21 protein-coding genes are annotated in these 26,400 nt (G+C 45.3%); 11 read left to right on the top strand and 10 right to left on the bottom strand.

The features are described 5' to 3' along the window. Positions 1-88 precede the first annotated feature (88 nt). The 3 genes from uxaC to B5X68_RS23850 are packed head-to-tail and all read left to right on the top strand — an operon-like array spanning position 89 to position 3,245. Positions 89-1,513, top strand: a complete 1,425-nt coding sequence (gene uxaC / locus B5X68_RS23860) for a glucuronate isomerase (protein WP_082217285.1) — start codon at positions 89-91, stop codon at positions 1,511-1,513. Between the two features lie 12 nt (positions 1,514-1,525). After that, complete coding sequence (locus B5X68_RS23855; RefSeq protein ID WP_082217284.1) at positions 1,526-2,521, top strand: sugar kinase; 996 nt, start codon at positions 1,526-1,528, stop codon at positions 2,519-2,521. A gap of 58 nt (positions 2,522-2,579) precedes the next feature. Beyond that, on the top strand, positions 2,580-3,245 hold the full coding sequence (locus B5X68_RS23850; RefSeq protein WP_082217283.1) for a bifunctional 4-hydroxy-2-oxoglutarate aldolase/2-dehydro-3-deoxy-phosphogluconate aldolase: 666 nt from the start codon (positions 2,580-2,582) through the stop codon (positions 3,243-3,245). 32 nt (positions 3,246-3,277) lie between these two features. Here the strand turns inward: B5X68_RS23850 and B5X68_RS23845 are convergent, their stop codons facing one another. Beyond that, on the bottom strand, positions 3,278-4,429 hold the full coding sequence (locus tag B5X68_RS23845) for a DUF748 domain-containing protein (RefSeq protein WP_082217282.1): 1,152 nt from the start codon (positions 4,427-4,429) through the stop codon (positions 3,278-3,280). A 120-nt stretch (positions 4,430-4,549) separates the two neighbouring features. On the opposite strand from B5X68_RS23845, the gene B5X68_RS23840 reads away from it, so the two are divergent. Beyond that, positions 4,550-5,269: a DUF3784 domain-containing protein gene (locus tag B5X68_RS23840; protein WP_082217417.1), complete on the top strand. Its 720-nt coding sequence runs from the start codon at positions 4,550-4,552 to the stop codon at positions 5,267-5,269. Here B5X68_RS23840 and B5X68_RS23835 read toward each other — a convergent pair. The 7 genes from B5X68_RS23835 to B5X68_RS23805 form a co-directional block, all read right to left on the bottom strand. Beyond that, positions 5,266-6,789 carry a tagaturonate reductase gene (locus B5X68_RS23835; RefSeq protein WP_082217281.1) on the bottom strand — a complete coding sequence of 508 codons (1,524 nt, stop codon included), beginning with the start codon at positions 6,787-6,789 and terminating at the stop codon, positions 5,266-5,268. The genes B5X68_RS23840 and B5X68_RS23835 overlap by 4 nt on opposite strands. A 119-nt stretch (positions 6,790-6,908) precedes the next feature. Continuing rightward, positions 6,909-9,425, bottom strand: a complete 2,517-nt coding sequence (gene lon, locus B5X68_RS23830; protein WP_082217280.1) for an endopeptidase La — start codon at positions 9,423-9,425, stop codon at positions 6,909-6,911. Positions 9,426-9,557: 132 nt separating this feature from the next. Beyond that, complete coding sequence (locus B5X68_RS23825; RefSeq protein ID WP_212568036.1) at positions 9,558-10,004, bottom strand: DUF6702 family protein; 447 nt, start codon at positions 10,002-10,004, stop codon at positions 9,558-9,560. An 88-nt stretch (positions 10,005-10,092) separates the two neighbouring features. Next, the gene (gene rseP, locus B5X68_RS23820; RefSeq protein ID WP_082217278.1) at positions 10,093-11,409 is read right to left on the bottom strand and encodes an RIP metalloprotease RseP; all 1,317 of its coding nucleotides are present in this window, start codon (positions 11,407-11,409) and stop codon (positions 10,093-10,095) included. 125 nt (positions 11,410-11,534) lie between these two features. Continuing rightward, positions 11,535-13,343, bottom strand: a complete 1,809-nt coding sequence (locus B5X68_RS23815; RefSeq protein ID WP_082217277.1) for a MutS-related protein — start codon at positions 13,341-13,343, stop codon at positions 11,535-11,537. Further along, complete coding sequence (locus B5X68_RS23810; RefSeq protein WP_082217276.1) at positions 13,343-15,154, bottom strand: ABC transporter ATP-binding protein; 1,812 nt, start codon at positions 15,152-15,154, stop codon at positions 13,343-13,345. The genes B5X68_RS23815 and B5X68_RS23810 overlap by 1 nt, the downstream gene beginning before the upstream one ends. 92 nt (positions 15,155-15,246) lie before the next feature. Beyond that, the gene (locus B5X68_RS23805; protein WP_082217275.1) at positions 15,247-16,329 is read right to left on the bottom strand and encodes an acyltransferase family protein; all 1,083 of its coding nucleotides are present in this window, start codon (positions 16,327-16,329) and stop codon (positions 15,247-15,249) included. Positions 16,330-16,556: 227 nt separating this feature from the next. Between B5X68_RS23805 and B5X68_RS23800 the strand changes: the two genes are divergently transcribed. From B5X68_RS23800 to B5X68_RS23780, 5 genes are read left to right on the top strand one after another with little or no spacing between them, the layout of a single operon-like run. Beyond that, the gene (locus B5X68_RS23800; RefSeq protein ID WP_082217274.1) at positions 16,557-17,126 is read left to right on the top strand and encodes an RNA polymerase sigma factor; all 570 of its coding nucleotides are present in this window, start codon (positions 16,557-16,559) and stop codon (positions 17,124-17,126) included. Further along, the gene (locus B5X68_RS23795; protein WP_082217273.1) at positions 17,107-18,534 is read left to right on the top strand and encodes a porin family protein; all 1,428 of its coding nucleotides are present in this window, start codon (positions 17,107-17,109) and stop codon (positions 18,532-18,534) included. The genes B5X68_RS23800 and B5X68_RS23795 overlap by 20 nt, the downstream gene beginning before the upstream one ends. 41 nt (positions 18,535-18,575) lie before the next feature. Next, positions 18,576-19,082: a QcrA and Rieske domain-containing protein gene (locus tag B5X68_RS23790; protein ID WP_082217272.1), complete on the top strand. Its 507-nt coding sequence runs from the start codon at positions 18,576-18,578 to the stop codon at positions 19,080-19,082. Between the two features lie 13 nt (positions 19,083-19,095). Next, a complete protein-coding gene (locus B5X68_RS23785; protein ID WP_082217271.1) occupies positions 19,096-19,983 on the top strand; it encodes a DUF5777 family beta-barrel protein in 888 nt (295 codons plus the stop codon). A 10-nt stretch (positions 19,984-19,993) separates the two neighbouring features. Beyond that, positions 19,994-20,554 carry a YceI family protein gene (locus tag B5X68_RS23780; protein WP_082217270.1) on the top strand — a complete coding sequence of 187 codons (561 nt, stop codon included), beginning with the start codon at positions 19,994-19,996 and terminating at the stop codon, positions 20,552-20,554. Between the two features lie 29 nt (positions 20,555-20,583). Here B5X68_RS23780 and B5X68_RS23775 read toward each other — a convergent pair whose 3' ends face one another. Then, positions 20,584-23,502, bottom strand: a complete 2,919-nt coding sequence (locus B5X68_RS23775; protein ID WP_082217269.1) for a glycoside hydrolase family 2 TIM barrel-domain containing protein — start codon at positions 23,500-23,502, stop codon at positions 20,584-20,586. 120 nt (positions 23,503-23,622) lie between these two features. Between B5X68_RS23775 and B5X68_RS23770 the strand changes: the two genes are divergently transcribed. Then, complete coding sequence (locus B5X68_RS23770; protein ID WP_082217268.1) at positions 23,623-24,396, top strand: type III pantothenate kinase; 774 nt, start codon at positions 23,623-23,625, stop codon at positions 24,394-24,396. On the opposite strand, the gene B5X68_RS23765 is transcribed toward B5X68_RS23770, so the two are convergent. Then, positions 24,380-24,784 (bottom strand): gamma-glutamylcyclotransferase family protein, encoded by a 405-nt coding sequence (locus B5X68_RS23765; RefSeq protein ID WP_082217267.1) that lies wholly within the window; start codon positions 24,782-24,784, stop codon positions 24,380-24,382. The genes B5X68_RS23770 and B5X68_RS23765 overlap by 17 nt on opposite strands. 148 nt (positions 24,785-24,932) lie before the next feature. Here B5X68_RS23765 and B5X68_RS23760 point away from each other — a divergent pair, with 148 nt between their 5' ends. Next, positions 24,933-26,393 carry a BCNT domain-containing protein gene (locus B5X68_RS23760; protein ID WP_082217266.1) on the top strand — a complete coding sequence of 487 codons (1,461 nt, stop codon included), beginning with the start codon at positions 24,933-24,935 and terminating at the stop codon, positions 26,391-26,393. Positions 26,394-26,400: the final 7 nt, after the last annotated feature.

Raw genomic sequence — 26,400 nt, 5'->3', positions numbered from 1 at the left:
ATATAAAATAAAGCCCCCTTTAGGGGGTTGGGGGCAAAAGAACCTGAACGTAAAACAACATCAAAATAGCCCCTTTTGGGGTGGGGGTATGACAACAATCGCTACTGCACAAAAGACATTCATATCGGACGATTTTCTGCTTCGTTCGGAAACTGCGCGCATTCTTTATCATGATTATGCCAAAGAAATGCCCATCATTGATTATCACTGCCACCTTCCTCCCGATCAGATCGCGGCGGATAAGCAGTTTGAAAATATAACGCAGATCTGGCTGTATGGCGATCATTACAAATGGCGTGCTATGCGCGCAAACGGCATTAATGAGCGCTTTTGTACAGGCAATGCGAGCGATTGGGAAAAATTTGAGCAATGGGCGATTACCGTACCTTATACCATGCGCAACCCGCTGTATCACTGGACACATTTGGAATTGCTTCGCTATTTCGATATTGATATTTTATTAAATAAAGATTCGGCAAGAGAGATTTATGAAGAATGTTCGGCGAAATTGAAACAGCCGGACTTCTCTGTAAAAAATCTTTTGAAAAGAATGAATGTAAAGATCATTTGTACGACGGATGATCCAACAGACCCGCTATCTGATCACCAGGCGATTAAAGACGGCGGGTTTGACATTAAAGTGCTGCCGACATTCCGCCCGGACAAGGCAATGTTACTGATCGATTCACCGGAGGAATTTAACCAATATCTTACCAAGCTTGGCGAAACTTCCGGTTTGGGAGAAATTAACACATATGAAGGGCTCCTGGCCGCGTTACAAAACCGCCACGATTTTTTCGCATCCATGGGAGGAAAACTTTCGGATCACGGATTGGAGCACATTTATGCAACATTTGACGAAGAAGCTGCAAAACAAGCTTTTATAGCTGCCCGTAACGGCCAGCGTCCGAGCGATCTGCAACGTGAAGCATTCAAATCCATGGTGCTTTTTGAAACAGCGAAAATGGACCATGCAAAAACCTGGACGCAACAGTTCCACCTGGGTGCTTTGCGTAACAATAATGCACGTATGCTGCGGGAGCTCGGCCCGGATACAGGCTGGGATTCCATTGGTGATTATAGCCAGGCGCAGGCTATGTCGAAGTTTCTTAATAAACTGGATTCAACCGATCAACTTGCCAAAACGATACTTTACAACCTTAATCCAGCTGATAACGAGGTGTTGGCCACGATGACAGGTAATTATAACGATGGCACCATTGCCGGTAAGATGCAGTTTGGTTCAGGCTGGTGGTATCTGGACCAGAAGGATGGCATGGAGCGCCAGATGAATGCACTTTCCAGCATGGGCCTGCTGAGCCGTTTTGTAGGCATGCTTACCGATTCGAGGAGCTTTCTTTCCTATCCGCGTCACGAATATTTCCGCAGAATTCTTTGTAACCTTATCGGTAATGATGTCGAAAACGGTGAGCTGCCCAATGACATTCCATGGCTGGGTAAGCTGGTTGAGGACATTTCTTATCGGAATGCAAGTAATTATTTCGGATTTTAGGTAGGTTTGCGTATGGCTCAAATAGTTTCTTTTGGAGAAGTCCTTTTGCGGCTTTCTACACCCGGTTTTTCCCGTTTTGAACAAGCTCGTCAACTGAATGTTACCTATGCAGGCGGAGAAGCAAATGTATCCACGGCTTTGGCTTATTGGGGACATCATACGGCACATGTAACCCGCTTTCCCGACTCGCCTATTGGCAGGGCTGCGGCACAATATCTTCATTTTCACGGCGTTGATGTTTCCCATATCATCTACGGAGGTCCCAGAATGGCTGTTTATTTCCTGGAAACAGGTGCAGCATTACGCGGCAGTCAGATCGTTTATGACCGGGCCAATTCATCACTCGCCGAAATAGACCCGAAGGAAATTGATTGGGACAGCATTTTGAAAGACGCCAAATGGTTTCACTGGGCGGGTATCACGCCTGCACTTTCACAGGGAGCTGCGGATGCACTTCTGGACGGAATCAAAGTGGCCAGAAAGTATGGGCTAACCGTTTCAGGGGACATTTTTTACAGGGCGAATTTGTGGAAATATGGTAAAAAACCATCCGATATCTTACCTGAGTTAACTGCAGGAACCGACATTGTGATTGCAAACAGTGAAAATATAAAGGAGATTTTTGGCATTGGAGGAAACGATTTTGTTGATTCCTGCGTCAATTTACAGAAGGCATTTCCGCAGGTAAAGACTATTGTTGATACAAAACGGACATCCATCAGCGCTTCACACAATCTGCTAAGGGCTTACCTTTGGAACGGAAAGGAGCTTTTGGAGACCGCAGACACGGAAATTAACCCGATTATCGACAGAGTTGGCGGCGGAGACGCATTTATAGCCGGTTTGATACACGGATTGATTACTTTTAATGATCAGCAAAAAGCGCTCGAATTTGGCGTTGCCGCCTCAGCATTAAAGCATACCATTGAAGGGGATGCATTGATTTCCACGATACAGGAAGTTGAGGCAATCAGGCAGGGAGAAACATCCGGCAGGATCAAGCGTTAAACTAGAATTGCTGATTTGGCAATATTGAGCCGGTTGCTGTTTCAAAAAAACAAAAAACATGGATAAGGAAACGACATTGAAATTATTAAATCAGGTTGGCGTTTTGCCCTTGTTTTATCATAGTGATATAGAAATTGCGAAGGAAGTGATCAATGCCAGTTACAGGGGCGGCGCTCGGGCATTTGAATTTACCAATCGCGGCGAAAACGCATTCACCGTTTTTACTGAACTGATCGCTTACACAAAAGAAAGCCTGCCAGGATTGTCCATGGGCATTGGAACGATTTACGATGCGGAAACTGCACAGAAATTTATCGATGCAGGAACCGACTTTATCGTAACACCTTGCCTCAACCCGGCAGTTGGTTATGCGTGTGCAAAAGCCAATATTCCCTGGATTCCGGGCGTTTCAACATTAACAGAGATTTATAACGCGCAGCAAGCCGGCGCGGAAGTTGTTAAACTTTTTCCCGGCGATGTCGTAGGGTCTAAGTTTATCAAAGCGATCCGCGGACCTATGCCCAATGTGAAGATCATGGTCACGGGAGGTGTGCAGCCTACTGCCGAGAGTATTAATGAATGGTTCGGAGCAGGCGCATATGCCGTTGGTTTGGGCTCAAATTTGTTTCCAAAAGACATTATTGCAGACGGTAAATACGCCTGGATCGAGCAGAAAGTTGCCGAAAGCATTGCACTGGTTACTAAATTCCGGGAAGCCATTTAATTTTAAAATATCATTATTATTGAAAGCGGAACCTAATCTTTTTTACGTTCCGCTTTTTTGCGCTCGCGCTTCGCCCTCCGCGCTTCACGTTTTTCCTTCCGCTTCTCTTTCCGGTCCTTGCGCACTTCCTTGATAGTGTCCTTCACGCTCATTGACGAGTCGTATTCGGCTTTAAACGCTTCCACGTAAGCATTACGCAACACATTGATAATGATTGGCCACAGGTCAGTGGAAATGTCGCCGACGGTTCCTTTTAGCGGGATCCGCGTAGCAACCTGATCCTTCTTTTTATTTTCAAGAATAAATGCACCGCCTTCTGCCAGCAACTCGCGGAAGAACTGGCTCACATTCCGGTTCTCCTCTTTCATTTTGAAGATCTTCATATCCTTCGTAAGCGGCTTCAAATAGCCTTCAAGCTTGCCGTCGACCATTTTCATTTCGCTCAAAAGGCTCATCGTCCCTTTTTCGAAATCCAGGTTTCCGTATTGGCGCGACAGACTATTTAACTTCACTAGTTGGAGGTCTTTCAGGCTCATATTATAATCGAAATCCGGGATTTGTTTCAGCAGCATCATATTCGCTGTAAACAACATTGTTCCGCCAAACCCGGGCATATCACCCGTCGCTTTAACGGGAGATGGCAATGCCTTACCCTTTTCTTCCACATTACGGATATTTGCAATTTCCAGCTGGAAGTTTTTTAATGTGAGGTCCGTCTTCGGCTGGCTTACAATGCTGGTAAGGTCCACCTTGCCGTCGATGATTTGAAAACGATTTATTTCAATAGGTAAAAGATCCTTGATAACCTTTGTCCAGTCGTTTTCTGCACCCGTCTGGCTTCCCTCTTCGCTGCTGCTGAATGCAAAGTTGATCTCCGGGTTGTGACATTCCACTTCGCTCACGAGCTTACCTTTCAGTAGAGACTCCCACTGCACCGAAAGGTCCATCTTTGGGATCAGGATAAAAGGCTCTTTGATCTTGCCGTTGACCTTCCGGATATTCATGCCGTCGATCTGGTAAGCGCCCCGGATCAGATGAATGTCCACGTCCTCGATATGGCCGGTGTAACCATTCATGTCAGCGAGAACTTTGTTCACATACCGTACCACAAAATAGGGCAGCAACAGGCGGGCGATTATAAGGATAATCACTATTCCTATTAATATTTTTACAGATCTTTTCACGTTTATATAGTAAAAATCGGGTTAACTGGATTTTGAGTTTCAGGGTGTTGGAAGTCAAAAATGATGCCAACGATTTTTTTGCCCAAATTGCAAGTGATTTACCCTCAATTTCATCAGCATATGTTTACCGCCGCAATCATTCTTGCTGTCATTTTTACGTCGCTCGGCTTCACTGTGACGGCTGGCAACGCGAAATACATTTTATCCGGTTACAACACCATGTCGGAAGCCGACCGGGCCAAGATGGACATTATTGGTTATGTCAGGTTTTTTAAAAGATTCCACATTTTCCTTGGTATATCGCTGATTTCAGGCTTTTTGATCCTGACCTTGCTCAATAATAACTGGGCAGGCTCTTTTATCATTATATATCCGCTGCTAGCCTATGTTTTTTTGATTGCAAAAGGCAACAAATACTACCGCGGAACTAAGGGACAGCGATCCGGCACTTATGTGGGAATGGCCATTTTGCTGGTCATCATCGCCGGGATTTCTACACAGCTTTATTCCAGCCTGCAAGACAGCAAGCTTATATTTTCCGATAACAATTTGGAAATAAAGGGAATGTATGGTTTGAAGTTGAGCAAAACGGACATTGCCAAAATCGAACTTGTTCCGGAGTTACCACCTATTTCCTATAGATCAAACGGCTTTGCAGCAGGAGATTTTGCAAAAGGAAATTTCAAGACCAAAGATGGCCGGACGATTAAATTATTTGTCAACAAAAAAATAAATCCGTTTCTGTTTATTACAACAAAAACGGATCAGATCTATTACAGCTCCAACGAGATTGCCTCGCAGGCTCTTTATGATAAATTAAGGCTTTGGAGCGCTGACTAAATGTCAAGTTTAGGAGCGTCTGCGCCTGGAACGATGCGTAAAGTTTCCAATGCTTCCGGTTCGATCATGTGCGCATTTACAGCATCCAGAAATCCGGGAAGTTGGGTTAAATCCGTATCCCAAAGAGAGATATCAGACATTACTCTCATGGCAAGATCCAATGGTGAAGCCGCAGACTTCCACATTTCATCAAAGTAGGGCGCCGCATCGCAGCGGATTGAGTAAGGCTGGCCATCACGATCGCCGTAGTAGGCGCCATCCTTATGTACAACAGGCTTCATGAATTTCAGGAATGCAGCAAAACCTTTTGCAAAAAGCTGGGGTGCCTGGTCGAATTTTTCGTAGTAGCTGAGCAGGGTGGGAATGTTCCGCATCTTCATTTTAGCCGTGTACTGAACCGTAATGTCAACCAATTGATGGCGGATAAACGGGTTCCGAAAACGGTCCAGAACCTGGTTGCCAAATTCCTGCGCACGCACGGGATCCACCGGATAAGGGATCGCAGGCGCGAGCTCCCGCAACATTACATCGGCAATGAACGCAGCGGTTTCGGGATTTTCCATGCTTTCACTCACCGTGTCAAGGCCTCTCAGGAAGCACAAGCCGCAAGCAAGCGTATGCGTCCCGTTGAGCAGGCGCAGTTTTAATTCCCTGTATAAGTCAATGTCGGGTTCGATTACAACACCCTTATCTGCCTCAGCAAAGCTCAGCACAGATCGCACATGTTCGCTTCCTTCAATGGCCCACAATCTGTAAACCTCGGAAACAATCAGCAAATCGTCTTTGTAACCTTGATTTCCGGAAATCGAGGCAACCGTTTCTGCATCAGGTTTTCCGGGAACGATCCTGTCTACCAGTGAACTGCAAAAATGGTTATGCGCTTCGAGCCATTGTATGAAATTTTGGTCGAGATTATGGCGTCTGGCTTGTTCAAAAACAATGTCACGCAGTTTCTGTCCGCTGTTAACAATCAGTTCAGTGGGAACGATTACCATTCCTGAGTCGGCACTTCCGTTGAATGCTTTAAAGCGTTCGAATAAGTAAGCGGTCAATTTTCCCGGATAGGATGCAGGCGGACTTGCGAAAACATTATCCTCTGTCAATTGAATGCCAACCTCTGTAGTATTTGAAATAATAATCCGTAAATCCGCATTATGTGCACATTCCAGGATCTCGGCCCAATTACTATTGGCCGAAATAGTCCTGCTAATGGCGCTGTTGATCACCAGCTTATCTACCTGGTTTCCGTCCTCAATTCCCCGGATGCTGTGTGAAAAAATATTTTGTTGGGATGCAAATGCGTCCGTTCCGCCGCTGTTCGTCGACTTGACAACTACGATTCGTCCATTAAATATTCCCTGCTGATTGGCTTTGTTCACAAAATAATCGGGTAAGCCGCGCAGGAGCACTCCCGTGCCAAACTGAATGATTTTTTCAGGCAACGCGAGCAGATTTTGATGGTTAGGCAACAAATCGGGACGCTGGTCCAATAGTTCGGGAGAAAGCTGCGGTAGGGACATTTTAGTAATGAATAGTTGTTGATATCAGGACGTGTTTTTGAATTCCAAACCCTTAAGCAAAAAAGACGCCCAAGGGCGCCTTTTTTGAAAACAAATCTTATTTATTTTTCGAGAACGCTTTAAACGCCCAAAGTAACATATCCACTTTCTTCTTTTTCTCTTTTCTCTTCGGGAAAAACGAAGTTTGTCGCATTTTTTACTTTCTCCGGCAACAATGCATATTCCAGCACCTCATCAATCTGGTCCACGTAATGGAACGACAATTCCTTGATATAGTTTGCTGGCACCTCTTCCACATCTTTGCGGTTTTTCACACATAGAATAATTTCCTTCACACCCGCACGACGAGCCGCCAGGATCTTCTCCTTAACGCCGCCCACTGGTAAAACTTTGCCCCTTAATGTGATCTCACCCGTCATGGCAATGAATGGTTTCACCCTGCGCTGCGTAAAGATCGAGGCCATGGAAGTGACCATTGTTACACCGGCAGAAGGCCCGTCTTTAGGCACCGCTCCGGCAGGCACGTGTACGTGCAGGTCGTAATGGTTAAAGATCCGGTAATCAATGCCCAGGCGGTCGGCATTGGCTTTCAGATAAGATAATGCGGCCACGGCCGATTCTTTCATGACATCGCCAAGTTGACCGGATAATGTAAGATTTCCTTTTCCGCGGCTGAGGCTTGTTTCAATAAATAAAATTTCACCGCCCACCGAAGTCCAGGCCAAACCGGTTACTACCCCAGCAAAATCGTTGTCCTGATACAGATCTTTGTCAAAAATTTCCGCGCCAAGATATTTCTCAATTTGCTCTGGTTTGATGGTTTTTGGATAGTCCTGCTCCATTGCGACGGATTTCGCAATCTTGCGGACAACGGATCCTATTTTTTGTTCCAGGTTCCTTACACCGGATTCTCTTGTATAACCTTCAATGATCCTGGTAAGCGCCGAATCGTCGATTTTAATGTCCGTCGATTTCAGGCCATGGTCTTTGCGTTGTTTTGGAACGAGATAACGTTTTGCAATCTGCAATTTCTCTTCGATCGTATAACCCGTCATTTCAATGATCTCCATCCGGTCGCGCAAAGCAGGGTGGATAGTGTCCAAAGCATTAGCGGTCGCTACAAACAAAACCTTGGAAAGATCGTATTCAACTTCCAGGTAATTGTCTGTAAATGAGGAGTTTTGTTCGGGATCAAGCACCTCTAACAATGCCGACGACGGATCGCCGCGGTAGTCCGAGCTTACTTTATCAATTTCATCCAGAATGAACACAGGATTTGCATAACCTGCCTTTTTAATGTTCTGAATGATTTTTCCCGGCATAGCGCCGATATATGTCTTTCTGTGGCCGCGAATTTCAGCCTCATCATGCACGCCTCCAAGCGCCATCCTGATGTATTCGCGGTTCAATGCTTTCGCGATGGACTTTCCCAAGGAAGTTTTACCAACTCCCGGAGGGCCGTACAGGCAAAGGATAGGTGCTTTCAGGTTGCCTTTCAGCTTCAAAACAGCCAGATATTCAATGATCCTTTCCTTTACTTTTTCCAGGCCGAAATGGTCTGCGTCCAACACTTTTTGCGCGCGGACTAAGTCGAAATTGTCTTTGGTATATTGTCCCCAAGGCAGATCAACAAGCATTTCCAGGTAATTCATGGTCACCGGATATTCGGGTGCCATTGGATTTATGCGTTGCAGCTTAGTCAATTCTTTTTCAAAGTGGCTGCGGACAGAATCCGACCATTTTTTCTGACTGGCTTTCAGACGAATTTCGTCAAGATCGCGCTCAGGGCTGTCCATGCCGAGTTCGTCGTGCAGGACTTTTATCTGTTGTCTGAGAAAATAATCACGCTGCTGCTGATCAATGTCGGAACTGGCTTTCGTTTGAATTTCCCTTTTCAATTCCAGCATTTCTATTTCCCGCATCATATACTGAAGCAAGAGCGTCGCCTGTTTGTGACCGTTTCTTTCTTCCAGTAACTTTTGCTTGTCGGCAACGTCTACATTAATGTTTGAAGAAAGAAAATGGATCAGAAAAATAGGGCTTTCAATGTTATCCAGCGCAATCCGGGCTTCTTGCGGAATTTCCGGGTTCAGGCGCATGATCTTGTGTGCGCCATCCCTTAAGGATTGCAAAAGTGCTTTGGATTCCTTCTTGGTAGGGCCAACAAATGAGTCATCAATGGCCTTTACTTCGGCAGTCAGATAAGGTTCTTCGTGCAAAATTGTTTTGATCTCAAAACGCTGTCTTCCCTGCACGATTATGGTTACATTACCATCGGGTAACGTAATCATTTTCAGTATCTGAGCAACGGTTCCAACATTGTAAAGATCCTCAGCCGTAGGGTCTTCCTTATTTGGAATCGCCTGAGTAACAGCACCTAATATACGCTGATTGATATCCGAATTCCTGTATATTTTTTTGACTAACCGAATGGCTTTCTGGCGCACGACGGTTACGGGTATTACCATTCCGGGGAAAAGCACTGTTTGCCTGATTGGCAGTATGGCAAGTTCTTCAGGTAGTTCAAATGGCTCGTCGGAGCCATCAGGGCCACCAAGAGGGACAATTTCAAGGCTATCCATATCCGAATCGGACATGAGCAGCCGACTATATAAGTCAGAAGGTTCAAATTTCATAGGCATTCTGTCAAAATGACAGATAATCTTTTCCCAATATATAAATAATGACTTTCAAAAGAAAGGGAATAATAAAACAAAATAGCCATGCCACCAACGGCTGTGTCAGGCTTTTTACTAACCGGATTTTGGCTAAAGAATGTGTACAGCTTGTCCCTTTTTAAACAAGAATGTTCGTTTTTCTGAGGCGTTTTTAATGTTCGTCATGTTGACCTGATCATCAAAAACTTCCATCAATGTGCTGTTCTGTAACTTACAACCATTCAGGGGACCCTGAAATGGAATTTCTAAATATACCCACGTCGCATCCTCTTCCTGCTCCTTACCCACGTATTTAATCGCAACGGGCTTTTTCTGACTATCCGTCAAAACGAATGATTTCAAAACATATCGCTCGACTAACGGATCATTTTTGTCATCGTTCTTTATAACAACGCGCTGTTTCTCATTTCCTTGGGCCAGCCCACGCTGTGACAACGCACGTTCCAGATCGTCGGTGAACATACGTATACTCACTTCGAAAGTTTTGAGCGCAGGATTATACTGCATCTGCGTCACGCTTACATGGTAATCGTGCACGGATGAGGACAGGGTAAAAACGAAAAAAATAAGGAAAGGCAAGAGGATTAAGCTCTTGGTCCTTTCCTTATTTTTTTTGAAAAATATATTAGAATACGGCTTTCCAGACATCATTAAATATTGCAAAAGCCATTAGGCCGAGTAAAAGCACCATGCCGACTTTCTGAGCGTTTTCAAGAAATCTGTCTGATGGTTTGCGCCCCGAAATGATCTCGTAAGAAAGGATCACCGCATGGCCACCATCCAGTGCCGGAATTGGCAAGGCGTTCATGAATGCAAGCACCATGGAAAGCAAGCCGGTCAGATACCAAAAGCGGCTCCAGTCCCAAACGCCACCAAACATACGGGCAATGCCGATCGGTCCGCTCAATGCTTTCGAGGCGGAAACTTCGCCTCTGAATATTTTACCAAACCCTTTGATATTATTGTAAACAACGGCAAATGCGTCGCCCGTTCCGGCGGAAATCGCTTGCGGCAATGTATATTCGATAGCCGTGTAATTCAAAAGACTTTCAGGATAAAAACCCAGTGTTCCGTCTTCATCCACATTGGCGTTCAATGTTTTTTGCCCTGCTCCGCGTTGCACGATCAGCTCTGCTTTTTTGCCTTTCAGGCTTTGCAGCTGTGCCTGCAATTCGTGGAAAAACTGGATAGGCTGTCCATTGATAGAAACAACCTTGTCACCCGTTAGCAAACCTGCTTTTTGTGCGGGTGATGCCGGCACAACCTCACCGATCTTAAACGGTTCCAAAGGGCGGATAAAGCCTCTTTTTTCCTCAGGATCAGACAGTTTCTCGATAAAATTGTTTGGGATGTCAATCTCAACTTCTTTCCCTGCGCGGTTAACTGTGTAAGAGCTGTTGCTTCCCAGCAAAACCTCGGAGCTTCCTAGCTCGTCGAAATTCGTGAACGGCTTACCATTAACCCGCACTATTTTATCACCAGTCTGAAGACCAATTTCTTTGGCAAGATCGCCGGCTACAATGCCATATTTGTTAACCTCTGTGCTGGAAAGATATTTATCCCCGTCGTTATATGCGATGACGATGAATATGAAAATCCCGACAATCACATTGACGATAATCCCGCCCAACATTACAATTAAGCGTTGCCAGGCTGGTTTTGAACGAAATTCCCACGGTTGAGGCTCCTTACTCATTGCCTCCGTATCCATGGATTCGTCGATCATACCAGATATTTTGACGAAACCGCCCAACGGGATCGCGCCAATGCCATACTCTGTCTCTCCTTTTTGAAAGCTGAATATCTTCGGAGGAAAACCAATGAAGTATTTTTCAACTCGCATCCCAAACATCTTTGCAGCAAACATATGCCCCCATTCATGCAACCCTACCAAAATTGATAAGCCCAGAATGAGCTGCCCTGCCATTATTAATACTTCCATTCAGGTTTCAGTAATCGTTATTTGTTATTAATTAAGTATTAAATCTAATTATAAATCCTTAATCCACTATCAGAACTAAGAAACGTAATTGTACTCTGTAAAGTTACGCAAATCCCGGCAAAACATTATTTGCCTATGTCAATGCCCATCATCCGCATTAATTCCGAAGCATTAAAACTTTTGCAAATCCCGTCGTGAAGCCTGTAATCGAACAGCAGTTCGCCGTTTTCAACATCGGACCTGAAATGAAAATTGTGCACATAATTTTCTGTTGCGCCCCATTCTCCCAGTTCGAGATCGTGCGTGGAAACAAGGCCTGATGCTTTTTTAGTGTGCAATTGCCGGATCAATGCTTCTGCTCCCCGGTGGCGGTCGGAGGAATTCGTGCCTTTCAGAATTTCATCCAATAAATAAAAAACAGGCGCTGAGTTTCGTTCATCGGCCAGTTCCAGCAGTTTTCGCAATCTTTTTAGTTCAGCATAAAAAGACGAGGTGCTTTCTTCCAGCGAATCCTGCGTGCGCATGCTGCTGAAAACGCGCACCGGAGCACATTTAAAAGTCTTCGCACTTACCACAGCCCCCATTTGCGCCAATACAAAATTAAGCCCGATTGTCCGGAGGAATGTGCTTTTGCCGGACATATTGGAGCCGGTTACCAGTATCGTATGTCCCGTGCCCGAAACACTGAAATCATTGCTAATGCGTCGCTCCAATGGTATGAGCGGATGGCCCATTGCAATGGTATCAATTTGAAATTCAGGCGAGTCGGTTACATCCGGTGCAATATATTCGGGATTGGCAAATGCATGGCCTGCTAAACTGTTCATTGCTTCTGCATCGGCGAGGACTTCCAGCCAATCAGCAAGCTTGTCGTGGTGATTTTGTTTCCAGGTTTCGAGTCCTGCGAGGCAAAATATATCCCAGAGCGTTGGAATGCCCACAAGCAGGGAGAAAAAGATATTGTTGCGGTAATCCAGCCTTGCGAAAAGCACGCCTACTTGTTTCAATGCATTGCCCGAACCTTTAATTCGCTCCTTGCGACCCGTCCACCATGGCGACTGGTAAGGAAAGGATTGGGCAACTTCCAGGATCTCACCATAGGAAACCAATGTTTTTCCCAGGGCGGTTGTCCGGTTTGTAACGGAGTCAATGTACGCTTTGAAACGCGCTATCAGCACAACATTGACAGCGATGCACAACAACAAGGGCCAGGCAGGAAGGATTGAAAATAGAAAAAGGATTGCAATAGAAACAGTAATAACGCTAAACCATCGAAAATTCAACAATCGCGCCAGGTCTTTATCCATGAATTCCCTGGACCATTGGCGAAATTCGCCCAGTTGCTGCGCGGCGTGTTCATGTAGTAATGCAGTTGCTTCCAGAGACTGGATCATTTCAGGATGCCTGCTGAATTCGGCAGCAGCTTCCTGCCTGAGCCGGATCTCTTTTGTATCTGCATGATTTTTAAGCCAATTGGCAAATCGGTGGCTTCCTTCAGCGGTTCGCGTGCGGTTTAAAAGTTTGTATAAGGAATACTCTCCAAATATGTCCAGATCGCTTCCAAAAGCATGTTCCTTTTCCTGAAATTGCAAGCCTGAGTCGTCCCGGGTGAAGCGGAATGAAAGTCTGTTGAGCTCATCTGAGTTGATAATGCCCAAATTACGCTGCAAATCGCGCAACCTCTTTGCGGCCTGCTGACGGCGCATTGAAATGAGGAAAATAATGAGTAAACCGAGTGCTACTAATCCCCAAGCGGGCTGATTTTGATTATTCCAGAGCCATAGGAAGAAAATCATAGCAAAAAATACGAGCAACCTGGCAATGGCTAGCTGATTGAAGTTCTGCAAAGCGGCTGCTTCCGCGATGGCTGCTTTGTTTTTTTCTGTTTCAAAAAATTCTCGTGGGGATCTTTGGGTTATGCTGCTTGTTTCCATCAATTGCTTTCTGCGGTTTCAAACTGCAATTTGATCAGATTTGCGTATAAACCATTGTTCATAACTGTTAATTGCTGATGCGTACCAGATTCCGCAATGCGGCCCTCGCGGATCACATAAATCATATCCACTTTCCGGATCGTTGCCAAACGATGCGCTATGACGATCGTGGTGCGGTTTTTCATTAATTCGTCAAGTGCGATCTGCACCAGCTTTTCAGATTCTGCATCGAGTGAACTTGTTGCTTCATCGAGGATCAGAATCTTGGGATCTTTCAGAATGGCACGTGCAATGGCGATGCGCTGGCGCTGCCCGCCTGAAAGCTTGATGCCGCGTTCACCGACGACTGTTTCAAACTTTTCGGGAAATGTATCAATAAATTCTCTGGCATGGGCGCGCCTGGCAGCGTCGTGAATTTCCTCCCGGGTTGCGTTGGCTTTTCCATAGGCAATGTTTTCATAGATCGTTCCGCCAAAAAGCATTACTTCCTGCGGCACAATGGCAATGTTCTTGCGTAATTCAGTGAGGCCATATTCATTAAGAGATTTGCCATCGACGAGAATGTTGCCCGTTTGGTAATCATAAAAACGCATAAGCAACTGGATGATCGTAGACTTTCCAGCGCCGCTGTAACCCACCAGGGCAATTTTTTCTCCTGCCTGAATTTGAAATGATATCCCTTTTAAAACAGCAAGATCGGGGCGGGATGGGTAGGAGAAGTGCACATCCTGATATGCAATGCTTCCTTCGATTGGACTGGCCGAAGCGTTTTTCGCGGTTTCGAGATCCAGCTCAGGTTCTTCCTCCAATATTTCAAAAATCCGCTCAGAAGCGCCGATCACGCGGTTGATCTGTGCATAGAGGTCTCCCATTCCGCTGATGGATGCACCTATGAATGTGGTGTAAAGTATAAATGTAAAAAGATCAGAAAGCCCGAATTCGCCCGCCTGGACAAGCCCGGCGCCATACCATACAACACCGACGATCCCGCCAAAAAGCGCAAAAATAATAAATGAGACAAACCCGCCCCGAAATGCAGCAGCATAGAGCGAAAGATCTACGACTTTTTTCAGGATTTGCTGATAACGGTTTACTTCCAGTGGCTCATTGGTGAATGCTTTGACCACATTAACTGACTGCAATGTTTCCTCCACAACCACATTGGCCGCAGCCAGCTCGTCCTGCACTTTTTTGGAAAGCCTGCGCTGATGCCGACCGAAAAATACGGAAGCAATAACCAGGACCGGAAATGTGGCCAGCATGAAAAGCGTCAGTTTCCATGACGTATAAAAGAGAATGGAAACGCCGACGACCAGGGTAGCGACCTGCCTGAAAACCTCTGCTAATGTGAAAGAAAGCAATCCCTGGAGTTGAGAAACGTCAGAAGTAATGCGGCTTGTCAGCTCTCCTACGCGACGCTGTTCGAGAAAGGCAATGGGTAAGGTGATGATTTTGGTAAAAACATCTGACCGGATATTAGTCATTGCCAGTTCACTGACTTTGGTAAAGAGATAAACACGAAAATAGGAAAACACCGCCTGGCATATCAGCACAAAAAACAGGAAAAGCGTTATCTGATTGATTGTATAAGGCGATTTTCCCTCAATGACTTCGATAATGCTGCCGACCAGCTTGGGAAACGCCAGCGACGTAGCAGTGGAAAGCGCGAGAAATACCAGCCCGATAAAGAATGTGATCCGGTAGGGCCGAAGGTATTTGAGCAGATCAAGTGTCGTTTTAAGCCCTTGCCAGCTTATTTTCCGCACCGCAAATGGCGACGGTTGTTCAGGAGTAGTTTCACTTTTGGCCATTAATAATCAGTATAGTGCATATGGAACACATTATTTGAAAAAACTATTCAAATATGCGCAGCTAGGCAGCAAAAGTAAGTAAGATACGGAAACTATTGCATGGCGATCTCACGGGACCGGGTATGTGAGCCTTTCTGGTTCCGGTGTTTGTACCAGTTACGGATCAAAAGATTAGCCGGGATCTCTACAAATTTGTTGACCAGGTAGGCGATAAAAACTACCATTGCAATCGTAATCAGCAGTGCAGGATAAATATTTATGTGCCAAAAATCGGTAAAAATCAACAGCAAACGCATGCCAATGTACTGATGGACGAGATACAGGCAATAGGATATTTTTCCCAGAAACAGCAAAGGTGCCTGATTCAGGAATCCGAGTTTGCCAAATATTGCCAATGCGAAAACAATGTGAAAAATAGCGAAGATCACATAATGTTCGGTCGGTGTTACATGATATTGTGACCTGCCGCCCTGATAGTGCAGGAAACAGGCAGCTAAAAGGCTGAAAACAATCAGCAAAGAGTTTCGGCGCACATGAATTCCATTCCTGATGAGGTAAAAAAGTATCCCGGAGAAGAAAAGCGGAAAGTGGTTCAGTAGCTCGATTTTCCTTGTGGCGAACTCGTGAAAACTTGGATATTGTGGTGAAAACGCGTGAAAAAGAACAATCAGGACAGTAAATGTCAGACCAGCGCCTACAATGCTTCTGATTTTTCCAATAACCAGCAGCACCAGGATCCAAAAATAGAAAATCAGTTCAACCAATAATGTCCAGTACGATTGATCCATGTTTTCCTGTCCGAAAAATATCGGCATCATGGTTATATTCGCTAGTAGCCTTTGCAAATTGACCAATTCCGGTTCGAAAAACATTGTAACGATTGCCGTCAGAAACATGCAGCACCAGAATGCCGGGTACAACCTTGCAAATCTTGAAACCACAAAATCCTGCCATTGTTTTACCCTGGATATGGTCAGGAATATCACAAAACCGCTGATCATAAAGAAAATATCAACGCCGGTGACACCATACCGGAATTCCCATCCGAGCAGTACAGCATTAGAATTAATTGTATAGTGAAACAGGACAACCATGATGGCTGCAAGTCCGCGTAACGCATCCAGTTCGAGGAAACGGGAGTCAATAATGTTGAGATGAGGGCGATTTTCAGTCATTCCATTGCTCCTGACCGGTCAGGATTATAACGTCGAGTAATTAAGCTATGCCTATCAATTTGGAAAAAAAATCCACACATTTTACGTGTGGAAGGGTAAAAGTCACAGGTAATTCGTGACTTAATTAAAACATTATCAAATAGTTATAAAAAATCACTAAAAAATTGCAACCTTGCAAGCAACCCTGGCTTTGGGTTTCTCGTAATAGTGATAAAAGAGCAAATAGCATGCCCGGGTATACCTCCGCTGTTCTTATTGAACTACTCGACGGCTGTTTACAGAAAAACCGCCGCAGTCAGGAGCTGTTGTACAAACAGTTTTACGGCTATGCTATGAGCATTTGTCTACGTTATACACGTAGCAGGGAAGAGGCGAAAGAAATACTCAACGATGGATTTTATAAGGTTTTTACAAAGCTGGATACTTTTGATTCCAGCCGTTCATTTAAAACCTGGTTGAGCAGAATTATGATTAACACAGCCCTCGATCATTACAGACAAGAAGTACGCCGCGATGTTTTTGATGATGTGGAAGTTGCGGACAATGTGACCGTTGATGAAACAGTTATCAGCAAGCTCGCGCATGAAGAACTGATGGAGCTGATCCAAAGACTGACCCCTTCTTACAGAATTGTATTTAGTTTATCAGTAATAGACGGCTATACACACGAAGAGATTGCAGACCAGCTGAATATTTCGGTAGGGGCGTCAAAGTCTAATTTGTCGCGTGCAAGAGAAAAATTAAGAGAAATGTTATCCAAAATAAATATTGGCGATTATGATAGAGTTACCAGATGACGAACTGGATAAGCTCTTCAGAAAGTCATCAGAAGAGCTTGATCCACAGTTTGACCCGGAGGATTGGAATAAATTAAAGAAACGTTTGGACGCGCACGACGGGAAAGTCGCAGGCGGTTGGTTTAAAAAATGGTGGCCATTGGGTTTACTGGCATTGCTGGTTCCGGCTGGATTTGTAGTTTACTTTTTCACTAAAAGTACAGTCTCAGAAAGTGCAAAAACAAAGCAGAATGTAGCCATAACACCGAGACTGGAAGAGCCAGCGGCTCATCCTGTTTCCAGGGCGGAAGAGAATGCAACAAGGAAACCCGAGGATCCAGTGGCTCCCCCTGTTTCCAGGGCGGAAGAGAATGCAACAAGGAAATCCAAGGAGCCAGCGGCTCCCTCTGTCTCTAAAATGATACGTAATAAGGAAGCGGAAATTGCGAAATCGTCCTCTATATCAAATTCAAACATTACCGATTACCAACGCAGGAAAAAATTGCCCCGGAGCCAGTCTAAGACAGGCGGAGTGTACTTAGAGCCTAACCGCTCAAAGCAGGAGGGAGGCGACGGGGCTTTTTCCATTAACAAGATTGCTGAAAGCAAAGCAGTAAGGTCAGTTTTAGGGAATAATGCGGTAAGTCAGGATATTATAGCAAATCAGGATAGGATAGAACAGACAATCAGTGAGGATCAGGCCCGGTTACTGATTTCAGCCGCAACATTAGCAAGCAGAACATTGAATTGGGAAAACCAACCTGAAATCCCCGCGGTAACATTTAGTGCGCCAGAACCTGCTAGTGAACCCGCAAAGCCTGAAAAAGTAAAAAAGGATTATGCCAAATGGGCTGTGAGACTAGGTTATTCGCCGGATTTGTCGACGGTTGGTTTTAAAAATTATACAAAGCCCGGAGCAGCATTTTCATTGTTGATTGAATATGGCTTATCGTCGCGACTTTATCTGCAAGCAGGTGTTGTTCGCAGCGTAAAGGATTATACTGCGAATGCGGGCGAGTATAAATTGCCAAAATATGTCACAGACATTAATACACCTTATGACGTTGACGGTAGTTGCACAATGTTCGAAATCCCTGTGGGGCTGCGGTATAATGTTGTTCGAGATGAGCAGTCTAAATGGTTTGTCGGGACGGGGGTGTCCTCATATTATGCCCAAAAAGAGCGTTACAACTATAATTATGAACATTATATTCATGGCCAAAAACCGTACTGGCAAGGCAAAACGGGCTGGTTCTTACTAAGCCATATCAATGCATCCGTTGGCTACGAACGTACGATTACGAAGAAATTATCCCTTGTGGCTGAACCTTACATCCGCATTCCGGTAAAAGGTGTCGGTTACGGAAAAGTAAATCTCACAACAGTGGGAATGTGGATATCATTGCGCTATACACCCGCCTTTAAATAGAGCCGCATACCCGAATTGTATCTACTAATTTATTATTCACTATGGAGAACGTTAAAGAAGACAAAATGAAAAGAGGTGAATTCCTGAGAAGTCTTGGGTTGAGCACTTCCACACTCATGGCCTTTTATTGCCTCGGAACCACCATGACAGCCTGCGGATCAAGCGACGACGATCCGGAGCCAAATCCAGGCGGCGGTGGCAGCGGCACGGGGGTTACCGGCACAACCACGGGCTCCGCAATCAACTTCACCATTGACCTTACCAAAGATGCAACCAAAAAGCTGAAAACGGCAGGACAATACGAAATTTTTGGCGACGTTTTGGTGGCATTCACGTCCACCAACCAGTATGTTGCTTTATCCAAGATCTGCACGCACGAGGGAAATCCGGTTCGATATCAGGCAGGGCCTAATAACATTCAGTGCCCTACGCACCAGTCTGAATACGCACTAACCGGCGCTGTGACGCAAGGCCCGGCCACAGCCGCATTAAAAGCTTACAAAACTGCCCTTTCCACCGACGGCAATACATTAACAGTTACAGCCTAACTGCCCAAAAACAATGAAATTACTCCGCCTAATGCTCATGTTGACTTGTTCAACAACGGTTCTCTATGCCCAGGACGATCTGCTTAGCGAACTTTCGAAGCAGGATAGCATGGTTACCGTGCCCGTTTCTGCCACATTTAAATCCACGCGCGTCGTCAACGGGCATTCCGTTGAAACAATGAAAAAGAAGCATCTGGATTTTCGCATTTCACACCGTTTTGGACGGCTTAATTCGGGTGCTTACCAGTTTTTCGGACTGGACCAGGCGACAATGCGGATGGGTTTTGAATACGGGATAACGGACGATTTCATGATTGGGGTAGGCAGGAGCACTTCACAAAAGGTTTACGATTTTTTTGGTAAACTAAAAGTGCTGAAACAGAGCGACGGTGCCAGGAACATTCCCGTTTCGATAACGCTTTTTGGCGGAACCGGGGTTGCGACGGTCAACAAGGAACTTGAATTTCAGGACAAACTATATTATTCCGCACAGGTTCTTATTGCCCGCAAATTTGGAGAAAGGCTTTCTTTACAACTTTCGCCTACATTCCTGCACCGTAACAAGCCAGAGGTTTTGGGAGATGAAAAAGTGTTGCTGGCTCTTGGTGTAGGTGGAAGGTTCAAATTATCCAAACGCGTTTCTTTGAACGGGGAATATTTTTATACAGCGCGGGAAAAAAACACAATCACCGCCCCATATTATGATTCCATGTCGTTCGGGGTTGACATTGAGACCGGCGGCCACGTTTTCCAATTGCATTTTACCAATTCGCTGGGGATGATCGAAAAGCAATTTATCGGGGAAACGGCCGGCACCTGGGGTAAGGGCGACATTCATTACGGGTTTAACCTTTCCCGCACTTTCAGTTTTGACAAGAAGAATAAGAAGGCAGCAAACTGACTAAACAATTATGAAAACGCATCTATTAGCCATGGTTTTCGTAACCGTGCTTACTTCCGCTATGCCTTTCCGGCCGCTTCTGGCGCAGGGAAAGTTCGCCACGTCCACTGGTAATACGAAATTCTCTTCCGAAACGCCCCTGGAAAATGTGAATGCGGAGAACAAGAAAAGTCAGGTGATTTTGAACACCGCCAACAATGAGATTGCCATTAGAATGAACATGCGGGAGTTTAGTTTTCCGAATAAACTCATGCAGGAGCATTTCAACGAAAACTACATTGAATCGGCTAAATATCCGACCGCAACGTTCAGCGGAAAAGTAGATAATGCGCCTGATTATACGAAAGATGGCCAATATGATGTTTCGGCAACAGGAAAATTCACCGTTCATGGGGTTACCAAAGAACGGACTATCAAGGGAAAAATGAAAATAGAAGGCGGCAAAATTACCATTAACTCCGACTTTGAGGTGCCATTAACCGATCACAAAATTGAAGTGCCACAGGTCGTTTTTGTGAAAATAGCGCAGGTTATCAGTGTGAAAGCGCAATATGTGCTTGCTCCGCGTTAAGACTTTCTAAATTTTTAATCTTGGTAAGCCTACCTTCTCCTGCGCCGCGAAGATTTACGTTTGTAAGTTGGCTTTTTCCTAACCGGGGCTTTCCGTACCACAGGCTTTCTAACGGGCGCTGCAACCACTTCTTCTGCGGGTTCTTCCTCTTCTGAATCAGGGTCGCTTACAGTGCCCGCAGCTACATTTGAATCAGATTTCTGATCGACATAAGGCAATGTATAAGCTGCGATCTGTTCAATGTTGGACGTGTTGTCAATTGGTTTGAGGCGGAATGCGTAGCTGAATGTTGCTTTGTCTGCCAGTGTAGATCGATCCTCGTTCGGAGCCGTTTGACCATGGTTCGTATACCCAGGAGCGTTAAAATGATAAGCCGTGTCACTGACTGCCAACAAACCTGTCCCTTCCTGATTGGTAATGCTGGTCCAGCGAACATTTGTGCTTTTCCCATTCGCCAGCGGCATTATATTGATAAAATGTGGTTCCAGGACCGTTCCACTGTGTAGCCCGATTTTTCCATTCGCACTTTGGCTGGTGTAAGAATCGCTTCCGTACCACTGTGATTTATTAAACATAGCCAGCATACTCAATTGCGGGCTTGACCTCATAATCGAATGCCACGAGTTGGCCGGGCTGAAAGTTTTTTTGATATAAATATCGCCCGTTGCATAAACAATGTATTCCGAAGCGACCGCTACTTCACCAGCATTGCCTGGGCGTGTGTTATTGATAGTTACTTTGTAAACAGTTGGTGTCAATCGTTGCGTTTTCATCTCTGAATTTGTCGTTTCCAGCGTTTCAGGCAGTGTTTGCAACATTTCGTCCTTCTTATTTTTAAAAGAGATCATTCCCTCTCTTTTATCGAATGTTACCGCAAAATCCTGGCCGGTAATCGAGACGCGGCCAGCGCTGATCTGCGCTACGCGAAGTGGTTTCTCATTATAAAGGCTAAGAACAGGAGCTTGTTGTTGCGGTTTTATAATGGCTATTTGATGCCACGCAACTTCGTGCGCTTTCGGCGCCCAGAATGTGCCGTCTTTCATCCGTATACTGATATTCAGGAAATATTCAGCGCCCGGTTTTTGCGTTGCCGGCAATTCATAAGGGATTGAAATTTGTTGCCGCTGCCTTGGCGCAGCATTTAGATTATTGATCACTCCCGGCTTTCCAATAACCTTTCCGTTTTCCAGGACAGACCACACCAGCTCAAACACATTCAATGGTAGAAAATCGTAGTTATTCAGTATGCTTACCGTCTTCTCGCCGATGCGCATTGTGTCGGGTGATTCAAATTTTATAAACTGATAGCGCTTTTTAATCTCATTGAGCTCTGGCTGAGGAATGCGTTCGGGCTTGTTGAGACTTAATTTCTCATCTATCCAGTTTAATCCAAAGTCGTTCAGCACGGTTGGATGCTTGTCAACTGGTCGTGTCGGATCGGCAAGGGCAATGTAATCGGCCATATCCATGAAATTTTTCCCTGTTTTCAATTCATTTCCTAATGACCAGCTGATCACCGAAGGATGATTTTTATCCCGTTCTATCATCGCATTGCCCCGCGCCAAAAATGCCGAGCGCCATTGTGGCAGATCGGCCAGGACAATGTTCTGCCCTGAAATTTCGTGGTCATCAATGTTGGCTTCATCGATCACATAAAGCCCGTATTGGTCGCAGAGTTCATACCATTCAGAAGTGTTGGGATAATGCGTAGTCCTAACTGCATTAATGTTGTGCTGCTTCATCAATGTAATGTCATTGATCATGGTCTCGCGGCTCATTACCATACCCGTTTCAGGATCAAATTCCCGCCTGTTGACACCCTTGACGGTAATCACTTTTCCGTTCAGCAGCAACTGGCCGCTTCTTATTTTCACTTCCCTGAAACCAACGGCCTGGCTTGTGGCTTCGATCACCTTTCCATCCGAATTCATTAATTGAACGGACAATGTGTACAAATAAGGCGTTTCCGCTGTCCATTTGACTGGATTTGGAATGGGAATATCCACACGCACTGCACCTTCTTTTGCCGGGTCGAGCTTGCCTACCATTTGGCTGACAGGCGTGACAACAACGGATTTGTTGGCATCGTACAATGTGAATAAGATCTGATGTGCGTGAATCGCCTGCTCCGTATAATTTTTCACAAAAGCGCTGAGTTTCAATGTCGCATGTTCCTGATTTGCATCCAAAAGCGTTCTGACTGAAAAATCGGCAAGGAGAACCTTTGGGCGTACAAGCAGATTTACATCCCTGAAAATCCCTGACAACCGCCAATGGTTAGGATTTTCGAGGTAACTGCCATCGGACCAGTTAATTACCTGAACGGCCAGATGATTAAGACCTTGCTTTACATCTTCGGTAATATTAAATTCAAAAGGCGTCATGCCGTCCTCGTGATAACCGATCGCGACGCCATTCAGCCACACATAACAAGCAGATTGCACACCGGCGAATTGTAAGAACATTTCCTTGCTCTTCACATCGTCCGAAACATTAAATGTGGTCCTGTACATGCCCACAGCATTGGTATCTGCCTGAATGCGCGGTGGTGACTTGAAAGGTTGGTTGCTATCGGTAAAAATCGGCTGGTCGTACTTGCGGCCTTCGCGGGCTCCTATCATCTGCCAGTTAGAGGGCACGGGAATGTTTTCCCAACCCGCGTCCTGCACATTGGGGTCAAAAAATTGGGGCATCGCTTTGGATGGGTGGGAAGCCCATTTGAATTTCCAGGTTCCGTTTAATGAGCGAACCGAGGATGTTTTTTTGTCTGCGGATAATGCGCTTTTTTCGTCAGGATAAGGCAGGAAATCGGCACGTGGTTTTTCGGTGTTAACGCTGAAAACCTGCGGGTCCTGCCATTCCGGGATAGTCTGGGCGCGGGATACAAATGAATTGAAAAATGGAAAAGCAGTCAGTAAAGCAAACCAATAACGATAGAAGCGGTGCATATAACTTTTGGTAACGGATATTTCGATGGAAAGAAAAACAGCCAGGAGGCATTACGCACATTTTTTGCTAAAATTATAGATTAATGCCTTTAATTTGTCTGCAATTGTAAATTCTTTGCTATGCTTTTAGCCGTTGATGTTGGTAACACCGACACTGTTTTTGGGCTTTACCAATCGGATGACTGGGAATATATCTGGCGCATGCGCTCGCTAGTCCAGGAAAATGAAACACATTATGAATCCCGGCTCAGACTGCATTTTTTGGAAGCAGGATTATGGTTCGGCGATGTGGATACGGTGGTGCTGAGCAGCGTAGTTCCGGCTATGACGCCCATTATTCAAAAAGTGCTGCGCTCCATGTTTGGCGATGAGATCATCGTCGTGGGCCCCGACATTTATCCGGATCTTTCTATTGCCATTAACCATCCACACGAGATAGGCGCTGACCTGATTGCCAATTCCGTTGCGGTGATGACGCGTTACCGGGAAAATTGCGTAGTGGTGGATTTTGGAACAGCATTAACATTCACAACGGTTTCAAAAGACCGGAAAATCCTCGGCGTAGCGATTCTTCCCGGGCTTATGACGGCAGTGAAAGCGCTTTTTGCAAACACGGCCCAATTACCGGAAGTGCCGCTGGTTTTACCCAAAACAGCCATTGGAAAAAACACAACGGAAGCGATCCAGGCAGGTATTTTATTAGGCTACGAAGGCCTAGTTAAATCACTTTTGCAGCGGATCAGGCAGGAAATGGGAGGCGAATGCATTGCCGTTGCCACCGGCGGACTTTCTTCCATCATTGAAACATTGCAGGACGAGTTCGTAGAAATTGACAATAATTTAACACTGGACGGCCTCAGGATCATCGGCGAGCGCCTTAATGCAAATGCTTGAAACAGCCTTCCTCGATTAATGGCAGACCGGTTACCGGCTGGTTATAAAGATATACCCAGCAATTGATCGTCTCGCCGCTCTCTTTGATGATCGACACTGTTTTGCGGACATATAAGCTGCTTTGTTCATCTTCAAAAACGTCTTCATAATCGTCCAGTTCCGGGATCACGGCTTCGAACGTGGAAAGCCTGTAAATCTCCCCGTGTACTTTTGATACAGAATCAGCGTCGTAAATCGCGCCCGGATACCAGGAAATCAGATAAAGCAAACCAGGGAAATATCCTTTTCCCTCATATACGGAGTTATTTTGAAGCCGTTCTGCAAAGGGGTTATCAAAACCCCGCATCAAGGTGCCATATGTGAACAAATGAGTAGTGTACGCATCCATATCGATGAATTAACATTAGGCATTGGCAAGAACAATAATTATAGAACTTTTCCTTTTTAGTAGTTGAAGTCAGTCAGCCATAATCAACTGTTAACTGTATTTTTCTTATATTTACACATATTGCTTTTCATCTTACTAATATACAGTTATGTACGAAAAGAATCTTGGTACAAAACAAAAAGCGTTAAGGATCAACCTGGATCGCAGGATTTATGGGTCTTTTGCAGAAATAGGGGCAGGTCAGGAAACAGCTGCTTATTTTTTTAAGGCAGGCGGGGCGTCGGGAACAGTAGCGAAGACCATGTCTGCTTATGATATGACTTTCAGTGATGCAATATATGGAACGGAAGAGGGCGGAAGATACGTGGTGGAGTCCCGCCTGATGAAAATGCTCAACCGCGAGTACAATCTTGTGGAAAAACGCCTTTCCGAAAAGCGGGGTGAAGAGAGTCAGTTTTTTGCATTTGCCAACACCGTTGTTGCCCTCAATTTCCAGAAAACCAATGAATCGCATGGCTGGATCGGATTGCAGTTTCAGCTTTCGCCCATGGGCCCGACAAATTACGTCGTGATCCACGTGCGGATGCGTGATGATGAGAATATTTTGCAGCAGCAGGCTTTGGGGATCATTGGGGTCAACCTGATGTATGGTTGTTTTTTCTATTATAAATCACCGGAAACCCTTCTGATATCATTAATGGACGATCTTACGACGGATCGCATTGAAATTGATATGGTACGTTTCAGCGGGCCGGATTTTGCCAAAGTGGATAACCGGCTGATGAGTCTCCGGCTTGTAAAAAACGGTTTTACGGATGCAGCCTTGTTTGGCAGCGACGGTGGTGTTTTGCAGCCTTCGGAAGCATTATATAAAAAGCACATTCTGATGATGCGCGGCCGGTTAAGGCCCATTACCAATGTCCATATTGACCTAATCAGCAATGGTCAGAAGCAGTTCCTGGATGAGGAGGATGTGGATGAGTCCAAAGTCGTGCTGATTTCTGAGCTTACATTGCATAACCTCAAAAGCGGTGACCGCGATATTGACGAAAAGGATTTTCTGGACCGTGTGGACATTCTTTGTTCACTGGGACACATGGTAATGATCTCCAATCACCACGAGTATTATCGTCTGGTGGCCTATCTTTCGCGACTGACCAAACTGAAAGCGGGATTGCTGCTGGGAAGTCCGAGCTTGCAGGATATTTTTGAAGAAAAACATTATCAATCGCTTCCCGGGGGAATTCTGGAATCTTTCGCGACCCTTTTCAGCAGGAAAGTTAAGCTCTTCATTTACCCTACATTACAACCCGACGGATCGGTTTATAGTTGTGCCAATTTCGTCGTTCCGGATCATTTGAGGCCATTGTTTCAATATCTGGTTATCAATGACAAGATTGAGGACATTGTCAATTACAACAAGGAGCATATGCACATTACTACGGACAGCGTGCTTGAAAAGATCAAAAGAGGCGAGCCGGGATGGGAACAGCTCGTTCCTGAGAACGTTGCCAAGATCATTAAGGAAAAGTCGCTGTTTGGGTTACCCAATGACGATAATTACGAAGATACGGTCAAGCAGATCCATCAGGCCGTTGGTAATCTTTGATTAATAG

The organism is Dyadobacter psychrophilus (genome assembly GCF_900167945.1).
Classification (GTDB): Bacteria; Bacteroidota; Bacteroidia; order Cytophagales; family Spirosomataceae; genus Dyadobacter; species Dyadobacter psychrophilus.
Note: the sequence above shows the minus strand (reverse complement) of the source record. Positions and strands in the feature narration are given on the sequence as shown.

Excerpts from the sequence above, each read along its gene's own strand:
- uxaC (WP_082217285.1), top strand. The coding sequence starts at position 89 with ATGACAACAATCGCTACTGCACAAAAGACATTCATATCGGACGATTTT.
- B5X68_RS23835 (WP_082217281.1), bottom strand. The coding sequence starts at position 6,789 with ATGTCCCTACCGCAGCTTTCTCCCGAACTATTGGACCAGCGTCCCGAT.
- B5X68_RS23770 (WP_082217268.1), top strand. The coding sequence starts at position 23,623 with ATGCTTTTAGCCGTTGATGTTGGTAACACCGACACTGTTTTTGGGCTT.
- B5X68_RS23775 (WP_082217269.1), bottom strand. The coding sequence starts at position 23,502 with ATGCACCGCTTCTATCGTTATTGGTTTGCTTTACTGACTGCTTTTCCA.
- B5X68_RS23855 (WP_082217284.1), top strand. The coding sequence starts at position 1,526 with ATGGCTCAAATAGTTTCTTTTGGAGAAGTCCTTTTGCGGCTTTCTACA.
- B5X68_RS23800 (WP_082217274.1), top strand. The coding sequence starts at position 16,557 with ATGCCCGGGTATACCTCCGCTGTTCTTATTGAACTACTCGACGGCTGT.
- B5X68_RS23795 (WP_082217273.1), top strand. The coding sequence starts at position 17,107 with ATGATAGAGTTACCAGATGACGAACTGGATAAGCTCTTCAGAAAGTCA.
- lon (WP_082217280.1), bottom strand. The coding sequence starts at position 9,425 with ATGAAATTTGAACCTTCTGACTTATATAGTCGGCTGCTCATGTCCGAT.
- B5X68_RS23765 (WP_082217267.1), bottom strand. The coding sequence starts at position 24,784 with ATGGATGCGTACACTACTCATTTGTTCACATATGGCACCTTGATGCGG.
- B5X68_RS23810 (WP_082217276.1), bottom strand. The coding sequence starts at position 15,154 with ATGGCCAAAAGTGAAACTACTCCTGAACAACCGTCGCCATTTGCGGTG.
- B5X68_RS23790 (WP_082217272.1), top strand. The coding sequence starts at position 18,576 with ATGGAGAACGTTAAAGAAGACAAAATGAAAAGAGGTGAATTCCTGAGA.
- rseP (WP_082217278.1), bottom strand. The coding sequence starts at position 11,409 with ATGGAAGTATTAATAATGGCAGGGCAGCTCATTCTGGGCTTATCAATT.
- B5X68_RS23805 (WP_082217275.1), bottom strand. The coding sequence starts at position 16,329 with ATGACTGAAAATCGCCCTCATCTCAACATTATTGACTCCCGTTTCCTC.
- B5X68_RS23760 (WP_082217266.1), top strand. The coding sequence starts at position 24,933 with ATGTACGAAAAGAATCTTGGTACAAAACAAAAAGCGTTAAGGATCAAC.
- B5X68_RS23850 (WP_082217283.1), top strand. The coding sequence starts at position 2,580 with ATGGATAAGGAAACGACATTGAAATTATTAAATCAGGTTGGCGTTTTG.
- B5X68_RS23840 (WP_082217417.1), top strand. The coding sequence starts at position 4,550 with ATGTTTACCGCCGCAATCATTCTTGCTGTCATTTTTACGTCGCTCGGC.
- B5X68_RS23785 (WP_082217271.1), top strand. The coding sequence starts at position 19,096 with ATGAAATTACTCCGCCTAATGCTCATGTTGACTTGTTCAACAACGGTT.
- B5X68_RS23780 (WP_082217270.1), top strand. The coding sequence starts at position 19,994 with ATGAAAACGCATCTATTAGCCATGGTTTTCGTAACCGTGCTTACTTCC.
- B5X68_RS23815 (WP_082217277.1), bottom strand. The coding sequence starts at position 13,343 with ATGGAAACAAGCAGCATAACCCAAAGATCCCCACGAGAATTTTTTGAA.